Genomic DNA, 11,186 nt, shown 5'->3' on the forward strand with positions numbered 1-11,186 from the left:
ATGGAAGATAAAGACTTTAAAGAAGAATATGAAAAATTAGGTCCAGAATATGAAATCATCTCTGCCTTAATAAAAGCAAGAAAAGAACAAAAAATTTCTCAGGTAGAATTAGCTAAGAGAGCTCAAACAGATCAATATCATGTTAAGTTTAACATAATTAAAATCTAAAATCGCTTAGAAACAAAATTAGAGAGTATTAAAACCCACTAAAGATAAGTGGGAAACTATGAATATTTATGAAAAATTAAAATTAAAAAAAGTAATTAATGGTAGCGGAAAAATGACAGCTTTAGGAGTTTCTAAAGTTAGTTATTCTGTCGTTGAAAAAATGAAAGAAGCTGGGCAAATTTTTGTAGTTATCGATAGCTTAATTGATAAAGCTGGAGAAAGGCGGCGGCAGGATCTACCGTTTATGGGTATATAATTTATAGAGATTATATTGAATTAATAGAATTTGAAAAATCCTATGATTATTAAGTAGGGGTAATTCATGAATTACCCAAAGGAAAATAGATTAATTTGTATATATTACCTATGAAAATAAAAATTGAGGTGATCAAATGGAATATACAGCAAAATTAAAAGTAGATTTGACAGAGGTAAAAGTAATCAGAACATTGTTAGAAGTTGAAATGAGTAAAAATAAACTCAAAATTGATTCACTAAATATCTTTGAATATAACCATCTATTAGAAAATTTATTGAAAAAAGTCCAATTAGGAGAGATCAATATTTTAGAGGATTCATTGAAGTAACATCAAAAAAGGAGGGATATAATGGAAACAAAAATAAATAAAGAAAATAATAAAAACGGTAAATTTATTACCTACTATGAAAACGGTAAGATAAAAAAAATAGAAAATTATAAAGACAATAAATTAAATGGTGAATGGTTTATTTATTATGAAAATGGACAACTCAATTATAAAGTACATTATAAAAATGATATAGAAGTCGGAGAAACTATTGCCTATTTTGAAACAGGGGAAATAAAAGAAAAAACAAATTATAAAGACGGCTATGAACATGGTGAAGCGATTGATTATTATGAAAATGGGAACATTAGATATAAAGGAAATTTTAAAAATGGATTAAAAAATGGTGAAAATATTGCCTATTATGAGGATGGAAAAATTAAATATAAATGGAATTATAAAGATGGAAAAGTTATTGATTAAAAACAAAAGTTCCATAATACCTATTTTGGAACTTTCAGAATTAAACCCAATAAAACCAACCTTAAAAGGACACTAGAATTCTAGTGTCCTTTTATTTAGTACTTTTTCATTTTTTGTTTGCAATTTTTCCTGTTTTCTGTCCGAGATATTTAATTAATTCTAAATAATTTCATTTTTTCACCCATGATATTAAAAAGAATGATTAAAATTTAAAGCTATTTTTTTCTAGTATAAAGATTTGATATAATTTCCTTAATATAAACGGTAATACAAATATGAACATAAAAATAAATTTATTTGGTGAATCCCCAGAAATATAATTAAATTTTGGGAAAATACACATGAAGTTAGAAACTGTATGGAAAATAATAGGATACAATATGTTTTTTTCTTTATAATATATATAAGCTACATAAAAAGCACTTCCCTTCAGAAAAATAGCTGTTCCATCAGAAAAACCATGAATATAGCTAAATATAATACATGTGGCTAAAACAGCTGTTTTAAACCCATACTTTATGGTTAAATTTTTTAAGAGAACTCCTCTAAAAACTATTTCTTCTACCACAGAAGGAAAAATAGTTATAGAAATATAAAATATTAACCAACCTATATAATTTCTGTTGTAAGGTTATAAATTTTCAGTAACTCTAGAAAATTTTAAATGAGTATAAGTAGATAAAAGCCACTCTATAAAATTACCAGAAATCGAATAAATTATACAATAAAATAAAACTTTAAAAACTTTTTTTAATTCTAATTCTTGGACTTTAAAATTAATACCTTGCAATGTCCCTTTTTTAAACCGAAAATAACAAAGTAAAACTAAAAAAACTCCTGTGTATGCAATAATACCTATTAAATCTTTATCATCCGTTATCATATAAGCTATAACAACACCAATAGCGCTAAAAACGAAGAACAATAGTAAAGTTATAAAGCTCGATGCTCTTTTGGGTTCCATAATTTGTTCCATGATTCCTCCTATTTTTTTTATTTGTTGCTATATAAAAGATTTATAGCTAATATCATTCATTCATAAAATTTAATTTCTCTAATATTACTCTTAAGACACTTTTTTGAGTTGTGACTATTCTTATATCACTAGTCATACCTATTTTTAACAATTCTTGATTTCCATGATTGTTTTCTAACATCTCTCTATCAATTGTTCCTTCCATACGAAAACTGCCCTTATTTGATGAATCAGGAGATATTTTAACTACTTTCCCCCTTGAAACACCATATTCTTTATAAAGTAATGAATCAATTCTGTATTTTATTAACTGCCCTACTTTTATTTTAGAAATATCTTTATTTGCAATATCTACTATCATCTTTAATTTAGAGGCCTGAGGAACTATATCTAATACCTTTTGGTCTTTAGGTATGTAATCTCCCTTGTTAAAAACCTTGCTGCATTGTATTGTCCCTGTTATAGGAGCTTTAACACTGCCTTTGTCTATTTGATTTTTCAGATCAATATTTTCTTTAATTATATTTTCTGTTTTTTCCTTTAATTTAAAGATTTTATTGTTTAATTTAGATAAGAGCTCTGCATCACTCATCTTATAATCATACAAAGCTTCTTCATAAGCTCTTCGAAACTTCTCTAAATCCATTCCACTGACATAGTCTGAACCAAGAGATTTATACTTTGAATATTCCATCTTAGTTGCTCTGAGAATAGCCTCTAACCTTTTATTTTTATACTTTTGTTTTTGATAGAGGTAATAATATTCATTATCTTTATCTTTAAAGAAAGATTTTTTAGCGATTAAGCTTTCTTTTAATGTTAATAAAAAACAGATTTCTTTATTTTCTTTATTCAATAAAGCTATATTCTTCAAATAATTATTTTCAAGAATAAAGGTATCGATAGAATATAATAGATCATCTTTTTTTACTGTTTTTCCATCTTGATAATTTACTTTTGTAAGGTTCCCTTCAAATTGATTTAAAACACTGCTTATTTTTTTTATTGGTCTTACAACACCTCTTGATTTTACTAATATGTCAACATTTAAAAAATATGACCAAGTAAGTAATAAAATAATTAAACTAGTTAAAAAATAGATATAAAATATCATCAAGCGTAATTCTTTTCTAAAAAAATAATCTGTCGTTAGTTCATATTCCTTTATTGTTATTATTTTTTTACTCATCCGTTGCACCCACTTGAAGATCCCAAAATCGCTTGTAAACTCCTGATTCTATTTTTAAAAGTTCTCTATGAGTTCCAGTTTCAGTTATTTTACCGCTAGATAACACTATTATTTTATCAGCTTTTTTTATTGTTGCTAGTTTATGAGCTACTAATATAACCATTTTTCCTTTACTGTACTCTGAAATCCCTTTATTTATTTTCTCTTCTGTTTCTACATCTAGACTACTTGTTGCTTCATCCAATATTAGTATATCTGAATCCTTTAAAAAGGCACGAGCTAATGAAATTCTCTGTCTTTGTCCTCCTGAAAGATTAGAACCTTTTTCACTTATACGCATATTATACTTCAAAGGATCTTTTTCTATAAATTCATCTATACATGCTTTTCTGCATGCTTCTATGACTTCATCATCACTTTTATTCAAAAAACCAAACTTTAAATTTTCCATAAGAGTACCGCTGAATAGGAATGTCTCTTGGGGAACGTATGCGATCCTTTTCCTAAAAGATCTTAAATTATTTTCCTTGATATTATGGTTGTCAATAGTTATCTCTCCATTAATGGTTTCATAATATCTCATCAATAATTTTATTAAGGTGCTCTTCCCACTTCCACTCTCCCCAACAATGGCCAGTGTTTCTCCTGAAGAAATTTCAAAATTTATATCTGTTAGTACATTTTTTCCGTTGCCATATTTAAAATCTATATTTTTAAATTCAAGAGTTCCTTTTATATCTTCTTTGTCTATACCAGTTTGTTTTTCAGTTTCAATATCCAAAACTTCTCCTAGTCTGTCAGAAGCTACATGGGCTCTTTGCGTTATAGGGATTAGGTCTACAAAATTTATTACAGATTCAAAAAATAACCCATAAAGAGTATTGAAAGTTAATAGTTGCCCTATACTGATATTTCCTTTTATTACTTCCAATCCACCTATAAAATAAATAAAATTTCCAGAGAATATATTTAATATACTTTCTATAAAGCTAGATATCATTCCAACTTTCTTATTGGTAAAACTATCTCTTAGTAATTTCGAAAATTTTTCTTCGTATGTTTTTAAAGACTCTTTTTCTCCTCCTAATGCTTTTATAGTTGGAACACCGTTTAAAGATTCAACTAAATAAGATTCCAGCTGAGAGTCACTTTCCATTACTTTTCTATGATATTTTTTGAAAGGTTTTATAAAAATCAAAATAGTTATTGTATACAAAGGAATAAACATTAGAGCCATTACAAAAAGTTTTATATTTTGAGATAAAAGAATTCCTCCTACTGCAAAAATCATAACTGAATCTATTACTACAGTAAAAATTGTATTGGTCAATGCACCCATTACACTACTTCCGTCACTTATTCTTGAAGTTATTTCTCCTATTTTCCTATTTTCAAAAAAAGATAATGGTAAATTTATGACATGTTTATAATAATCTAGCATTACTCCTGAATTTATTTTTTGACCCAGATAAAAAATTATATAGCTTCTAAAAGTTCCCAGTATTAATTGAAATATTTTTAAAATAATTAATCCGCCAGTAAAAGTTATAAGTGTATTTTTCAAATGATTGGCTAGGATATCATCAATTAAATACTTAAAATAGAAAGCTCCCAACAACCCTAAAAATGTATATATTAGAGTTGCAACAATAATATGAATTATAAGACCTTTATTAGGTTTAATATACTTAAAAAATCTTTCAAAGATACCTTTTTTTTCATTTCCTTTTTCAAATTCAGGAGAAGGTTTCATAAAAATAATTATTCCTGTCCACTGTTTAAAAAAATCATCTTTTTTTTGTTTTAAAAGGCCTTCAGCTGGATCTGCTACCACTACTTTATCTTTTGTAATTTTATACACTACGACATAATGAAGCAAACCGTCTTTATTGATATGAGCTATAAAAGGAGTTTGTAATTTTTTATTAAAATCTTTTTCTTCTCCACGAACTGCCTTCACATCAAACTTTAACTTTTCTCCGGCTTCTTTTAACCCTAGTACATTAGTCCCTATTAGATTAGTAGAAGCATATTGTCGTATCTTCCCTATAGGTATTTTCAACCCATAATATTTACTGATCATTGCTATACAGGCCGCTCCACAGTCCATTGTATCGTGTTGTAATATGCAAGTATGTCTCTTCTTCATAATTCTCCTTCTATAAATTGTTCAATCTCTAAAATGATCTCCTCCTCCACTAACATTTATTCTTTTGTTAATTCTTTCATTTTTTCACCCGTGATATAAAAAAACGATTAAAATTTAAAACTATTTTTTTCTAGTATAAAAATTTGGTTCTGTTGCAACAATTAAATTAGGTTCTAAGATTCCCGCTACCCAATATCCTTTAAGCGTTAATTCCAAATAATTTATTTATAAATTTACATTCTAAAAGGGCATTTCGATCTAATCCATCGACTTGCTTTTTTCTTAACATATTCATAGTTTCTATTCCAGAGATAATACGCTTGGCAGAATTGAAGGTTTTGAATTCTAATGTTGACTTAACCTTTTTCTTTATAAAGCGATGGTCCTGTTCTATAATGTTATTTAGATATTTAATTTGGCGAATTTCCACGTCTTTAATAGCGGTATCATTTTCCCTTTTAATCTCTTTAATAGCAGAAAGGTTAGCTCCACTCTTATCTAGTGTGATTACTCTAGGAATAACACTGTTAGTTGATTTCAATATCTTATTGAAAAACCTCTTAGCAGCTTTCTTATCCCTTTTAGCCGTTAATAGAAAGTCTATAGTTTCACCATTAAAATCCACTGCTCTATATAAGTACTTCCATTCACCTTTAGCCTTGATATACGTCTCATCGACTCTCCAGGAGTCATTAGTTAGTTTAAGATGTTTCTTTACCTTCTGAGCAATAAGAGGAGAATATTCATGAACCCAACGAATAATAGTAGAATGACAAACTTTATATCCTCTTTCAAGCATAATATCTTTAAGGTCTCTAGAACTAAGCGTATATTTAAGGTACCACCTAACGCTAAGAAGTATAAAATCACCTTCAAATTGCTTATGCTTAAAATATTTTGAATCCATAATTTCCCTCCTGTTTTTTATAGATTATACCATATTAAAATTGTTGCAACAGAACCAAATTAATAAAGGAATTTCTGAATATGATTATCAGTACATCGAACTCTTAAAAAGGTTCGATGCTTCCTTAATTCTAACGAAGACTGTAGCTTATAAAGGTCGACATATGAGTATTTTATTCAATTACTTTTGCAACACTCTATTTATTTAAGTATAAGCTTTTAAATAATTTCCATAAAAATTAATTTAAATGAAAAAAACAAACAAAGGCCATCTTCATCCCTTTGTTCTTTTTTGATTGAATCTTAAGTTGATGGGTATGGACACTAAGCCACTAAGGTTGACTTTTTAAAAATTTATACATCTTAGAAAAACCATAAAAACTAATTATAACAGAAGATAAACCTAAAGGATAATATAATGGTCCTTCTACTAGTAATTGGCTCTTAGTCAAAATCAAAAATACAACCAAACCGTTATTCATTACATGAATAATGATTGTATTCCACAGTGATTCAGTTTTCATATAAACATAACCATAATAAAATGAAGAGCCAGAAATTAATATAGGGATTCCTACTTTACCGTGATCTAAAGCAAACAACATACTTGATACAACAACTACAGTCAGTTTAGAATTTTTTTCAAAAACTTTAAAAACAATACCTCTAAAAAAAATCTCTTCACATAGTGGTCCTAGAAGAATAATAAAAATTAATGTTAAATTTTTTTTATCTCCTAAAACATAAGAACTATTTTTTTTCAAAATTGAAAAAAAATATGGAAAAACCTTAAGCAATACACTTGATATAAATACACTGCTATACATATAAATAAACTTCCAAAAGAAAATCTCTTTTGGAAGTTTTGTTCTCTTAAAAAGACTTCTGAAATCCAATTGTTTAAATATAAAAAATATAAAAAAAAGACTTATATAGCTAAGTAAGAAAATAATATACCAATTATTAATACCAAAAAAATTTGCAAAACGAAAAGTAAAATAATCAAAAGAAAGATATATAGTCACAATAAAAAAAATCCTAATTACTATATTATTTTTAATTTTTTTTAATTCCATAGTAAATTCTATTGTTTTACCTCCTTCTAGACTATATTGTTTTATATTTACATTTCTGTATGTTTATCGCTTCCTGTCTCTGATGGTCTTTCGTATTTATGATCCCCTCTTGCTTCTTTACGTTCTTTCTCATGACGCTCGACCATCTTTGCCCATGCCTTTCCTACCTCTATTACGTCTTTTACCGATCCTCCATTAACTTCTCTCATTTCTTCTTGTGTTAATTCTTTCATTTTTCTGACCTCCGTTTTAATTTTTGTAACTCTCTTCCAAGTGTTACTGTAGTATATTATGTTGTTAAAACAAATTTTCCAAATTTTTATATAAATAAACATAAAAATTGAATTTTAAGTCTTACTTTATTCAATTTTTACTAAAAATTGAATTTTAGTAGAAATTTTTGGACATTAACTATATAATACAATTACATTTTAGGAGGGTTCATGAAAAATAAAATATTTCAAATAGCTAAAGCACATAAAATAACACAAAAAGAACTAGCATGTAAAGGAATTAGTGCTTCTTATCTAACTAAAATAAAAAAAGGACATAATTCTTTTAAAGAAAAACATATTACCTTGTTGGTTGATTCTTTTAATAGAATTTTTCAAGAAAGAAATATAAATAAAACTGTTACTATAAAAGAATTATGGATCACTCCTGAGAAGGAACTGGATCAACTAATTATTGAGAGTCTTATAAATAAAACTATCTATTCCAAAGAAAAACAAGAAGAAATAGAGTTGTTTGGACGTGAAAAAGAAGTTCATAGCTATAAATACCGATATATTATAGCTAAATATAATCAAAAGATAGGTAAGAAAGAAAAAGCTTTAAATATCTATTACGATCTCTTAAATCATTTCTCTTGCTATGATATTTTCTACTCTGTCTTAATTGAGATCATCAGGTTAGAAAAAATAGAACTTACCTATAAAATATACCTGAAATATCAAAAAAAAATCGATAGAGCTCCTTATAAAACAAAAGCACTCTTAGCTTATAATATCGGTGTTAACCTTTTAAAAACTAAAAAATGGAGTAAAGCTATTTCATGTTTTGAGATTGTTATTGATATGGAAAAGATTACAAAACATTATTATCATTCCTACAATAACCTAGGTATTTGCTATCAAAACTCAGGAGAATATGAAAAAGCCATTGAATATTTTAAAAAAGGTGTAAGTGACCCTACAAATTATAAAGAATTAAAAATATGTTATGTTAATATTCTTTCTTGTGCTAAAGATATGAAATATGAAATTCTTATGATGAGTAGTTTAAAAAAATTAGAAACTATTCTAAATAATCTCGAAGGAGAAGTTTTTTATCAAACTTATTGGAACATAGGAAAAATATATCTTTTTTTTAAAAATAAAGAAAAAGCTATAGAAGCGTTTGAAAAAGAAATAAGTTTTAAAATAAATTTAGACAATACTTCCTTTAATTTTGAAAAACATTTAGATAGTGTTAAATACCTCATTACCCTTTATGGAAACAACCCTTTAAAGCAACAAAAACTAATTAAACATATTAAACAATTTGAATTAAAATATTTAAATTCTGAATTTATTGTTTCTATATTAAAGTATTATGATAATAATAATATGCAATACGAGGCACTACTTTTAATTAAAAATATAACTTTATAAAAAGGAGGTTTTATCTGTGAATAAAAAAGTATTGATTTTCATTGGATTTTTAATGTTTTTCACCTTAGTTTTGTGTAGTAACGAAGAAATTGGTCAAGGAGGAAGAATGCCTAAAGTACCAACTAACATACCTAATATTACATTTGAACAAAACTAAAAAAAATCCCTTAAACTGTCAATGGTTTAAGGGATTTTTTTCTCCTACTTTAAAAACCTTATAATACTACAATTAGACAGATATTAAAGTTTTACATTCCGAGTGATTCTCCGAAAGATCGGCTGGAGACCAGCTTCTGCACGACCAAATATCCGCTTTTCTCTTTCGTCCTTATTGGAGACGGACTCGGAGGATCTCCAGCCTTGGGGAGCTTACTTCATCCCCCCTCGCCGTTCCCCTCACACTCCCCTTGGCTACCCCCTCTAATCGGTAGCGTTCGTGAGGGGATACTCATATGGGGGATTCAGCTCGTTCGCTCTCGCTCGGTGTAGATAGTAGGGATAGCCCTTTCCGTGACTATGATATTTTATAGCTTATTCCACCTTTTCATAGAACATTAGGTAGGAATAAGCTACCTGCGTCACTAGGGCCAAAAGTACAGGCACCTCATAAGCTCCCAATAGCGATTCATTGTAAGACTTAAAACCCTTCCCCACCCCTACTGGATAGAATCTCCTGTATATCCCCACCTCAGTAATTCAAGTAGTCAGTAAAATAAAAGTAGCAAATAGTAAGTTTTTTTAACTTGCTACATACTACCTGCTACTTTCTACTTGGGTCTCTTCGGATATTCCCCCTTCATCTGTAGAGTGCGATCCATATGGGGCAACACTTCGCTGAGTCAATAAGTACAGGATTGGGGGAACCTCAACCATCTCTGCCACCCATAGACCCTCTGGTTAGAAGAACACGGAGTTCATTCCCTGAAGAAGCGATCCTTGAAGTATGGCAGGGATAAGCGGTCTCGGATATCCTCTTTTATAGTCTAATATTATAGTTTTAGACTTGAAAACTTAAAAACAATCAAAAAAGAGTAGATGAATGAAGATGGCATCTACTCTTTTTTTCATTTTTTTTAAATTCAAAACCTAGGTTTAAGCCTAAACAAGGTCGCTTCGCTACGAACCTTTGTTTTTTCGAAGTTCAAAATTTTCTCTTAATTTTTTATATTATTTTTACATTTACTACAAACTCCATGAAATATAACGTCATAATGTTTCACAGAAATATCATTCTTTTCTGATATTTTTTGAACCACCTCTTCTAATGGATCAAGGTCAACATCAGATATTGATCCACAAATTTCACAAATAAGATGTCCATGTTTCTCTAAATTTTTATCAAATACATCAGTTTGACCATTAAGACTAACTTTTTTTATCAGTTCATTCTCAGAAAGTTGTGCTAAATTTCTATAAACAGTTCCCAAACTTAATTCTGGGTAATCTTTTTTTAGTTCAGAATAAATAAAATCAGCTGAGAGGTGTTTGTCATTATTTAAAACAAAGTCTAATATTAACTCTCTTTTTTTAGAAAACTTCATAATATTCCTCCTTTTTTTTATTAATAATAGTAATTGCTACTAAGTTTATATTTATATTCTAACATAAATTAAAAAAAAAGTTGACAAATATTAAATTATATACGATACTAATAACAGTAACAGTTACTATTATTATCTTAAAGTGAAGGGGGATTAAAATGTGGTTTAATATAAATAAAGAAAATAAACAAAAGAATAGTAGATTTATTTTAGATGGATGGAGAAATAAAGTCGCTAATGAGAATGAGAATAGAACATTTATTTTAGATGGATGGAAAAATAAAATAGCTAGTGATAAGTGTTTTAAAACTAGTATTAACGGGTGGAAAAACTCGATAATTCGATAGATTAAGTTAAGCAAAGTAAAAATTACTATTATTGTTTAAGTTTGCCAGCAAAATACAATATAATATTTAGGAGGAGTCAATATGAGATCAAAAAGTCAATTAGATTTTCAGTACGCACACAGATTTTTAGGATTCGAAGGTGAAGCACAATATCTTCATGGCCATACAGGAA

General features: G+C 27.9%; 14 protein-coding genes. 6 read left to right on the forward strand and 8 right to left on the reverse strand.

Annotated features, from left to right (window positions below):
• Nucleotides 1-226: 226 nt before the first annotated feature.
• The 3 genes from WBG30_RS14430 (at nt 227) to WBG30_RS14440 (ending at nt 1,178) form a co-directional block, all read left to right on the forward strand.
• The gene (locus WBG30_RS14430; protein WP_424505350.1) at nt 227-424 is read left to right on the forward strand and encodes a hypothetical protein; all 198 of its coding nucleotides are present in this window, start codon (nt 227-229) and stop codon (nt 422-424) included.
• Between the two features lie 136 nt (nt 425-560).
• The gene (locus tag WBG30_RS14435; RefSeq protein WP_424505351.1) at nt 561-755 is read left to right on the forward strand and encodes a hypothetical protein; all 195 of its coding nucleotides are present in this window, start codon (nt 561-563) and stop codon (nt 753-755) included.
• A gap of 21 nt (nt 756-776) precedes the next feature.
• Entirely contained in the window at nt 777-1,178 is a 402-nt protein-coding gene (locus WBG30_RS14440; RefSeq protein WP_424505352.1) for a toxin-antitoxin system YwqK family antitoxin, read from the forward strand.
• Between the two features lie 202 nt (nt 1,179-1,380).
• On the opposite strand, the gene WBG30_RS14445 is transcribed toward WBG30_RS14440, so the two are convergent.
• The 7 genes from WBG30_RS14445 to WBG30_RS14475 all read right to left on the reverse strand — a co-directional run bounded on the left by WBG30_RS14445 (nt 1,381) and on the right by WBG30_RS14475 (nt 7,707).
• Nucleotides 1,381-1,746: a lysostaphin resistance A-like protein gene (locus WBG30_RS14445; protein ID WP_424505353.1), complete on the reverse strand. Its 366-nt coding sequence runs from the start codon at nt 1,744-1,746 to the stop codon at nt 1,381-1,383.
• Nucleotides 1,747-1,809: 63 nt separating this feature from the next.
• Nucleotides 1,810-2,154, reverse strand: a complete 345-nt coding sequence (locus WBG30_RS14450) for a hypothetical protein (protein WP_424505354.1) — start codon at nt 2,152-2,154, stop codon at nt 1,810-1,812.
• Between the two features lie 52 nt (nt 2,155-2,206).
• Nucleotides 2,207-3,343 (reverse strand): HlyD family secretion protein, encoded by a 1,137-nt coding sequence (locus WBG30_RS14455; RefSeq protein ID WP_424505355.1) that lies wholly within the window; start codon nt 3,341-3,343, stop codon nt 2,207-2,209.
• Nucleotides 3,336-5,492 (reverse strand): peptidase domain-containing ABC transporter, encoded by a 2,157-nt coding sequence (locus WBG30_RS14460; RefSeq protein ID WP_424505356.1) that lies wholly within the window; start codon nt 5,490-5,492, stop codon nt 3,336-3,338. Before WBG30_RS14460 ends, WBG30_RS14455 begins: the two co-directional genes overlap by 8 nt.
• Before the next feature lie 199 nt (nt 5,493-5,691).
• Nucleotides 5,692-6,402 carry an IS6 family transposase gene (locus WBG30_RS14465; RefSeq protein ID WP_424505363.1) on the reverse strand — a complete coding sequence of 237 codons (711 nt, stop codon included), beginning with the start codon at nt 6,400-6,402 and terminating at the stop codon, nt 5,692-5,694.
• 328 nt (nt 6,403-6,730) lie between these two features.
• Nucleotides 6,731-7,162 (reverse strand): lysostaphin resistance A-like protein, encoded by a 432-nt coding sequence (locus WBG30_RS14470; RefSeq protein ID WP_424505357.1) that lies wholly within the window; start codon nt 7,160-7,162, stop codon nt 6,731-6,733.
• A gap of 359 nt (nt 7,163-7,521) precedes the next feature.
• Nucleotides 7,522-7,707, reverse strand: coding sequence for a hypothetical protein (locus tag WBG30_RS14475; RefSeq protein ID WP_424505358.1), 186 nt, complete (start codon nt 7,705-7,707; stop codon nt 7,522-7,524).
• 210 nt (nt 7,708-7,917) lie between these two features.
• Here WBG30_RS14475 and WBG30_RS14480 point away from each other — a divergent pair, with 210 nt between their 5' ends.
• The gene (locus tag WBG30_RS14480; protein WP_424505359.1) at nt 7,918-9,126 is read left to right on the forward strand and encodes a tetratricopeptide repeat protein; all 1,209 of its coding nucleotides are present in this window, start codon (nt 7,918-7,920) and stop codon (nt 9,124-9,126) included.
• A 16-nt stretch (nt 9,127-9,142) separates the two neighbouring features.
• The gene (locus WBG30_RS14485; RefSeq protein ID WP_424505360.1) at nt 9,143-9,283 is read left to right on the forward strand and encodes a hypothetical protein; all 141 of its coding nucleotides are present in this window, start codon (nt 9,143-9,145) and stop codon (nt 9,281-9,283) included.
• Between the two features lie 997 nt (nt 9,284-10,280).
• Here WBG30_RS14485 and WBG30_RS14490 read toward each other — a convergent pair.
• On the reverse strand, nt 10,281-10,667 hold the full coding sequence (locus tag WBG30_RS14490; RefSeq protein ID WP_424505361.1) for a Fur family transcriptional regulator: 387 nt from the start codon (nt 10,665-10,667) through the stop codon (nt 10,281-10,283).
• A gap of 158 nt (nt 10,668-10,825) precedes the next feature.
• On the opposite strand from WBG30_RS14490, the gene WBG30_RS14495 reads away from it, so the two are divergent.
• Nucleotides 10,826-11,014, forward strand: coding sequence for a hypothetical protein (locus tag WBG30_RS14495; protein WP_424505362.1), 189 nt, complete (start codon nt 10,826-10,828; stop codon nt 11,012-11,014).
• The last annotated feature ends 172 nt before the right edge of the window (nt 11,015-11,186 follow it).

The sequence above is a fragment of the Psychrilyobacter sp. genome (assembly GCF_049671765.1).
Lineage (GTDB): Bacteria > Fusobacteriota > Fusobacteriia > Fusobacteriales > Fusobacteriaceae > Psychrilyobacter.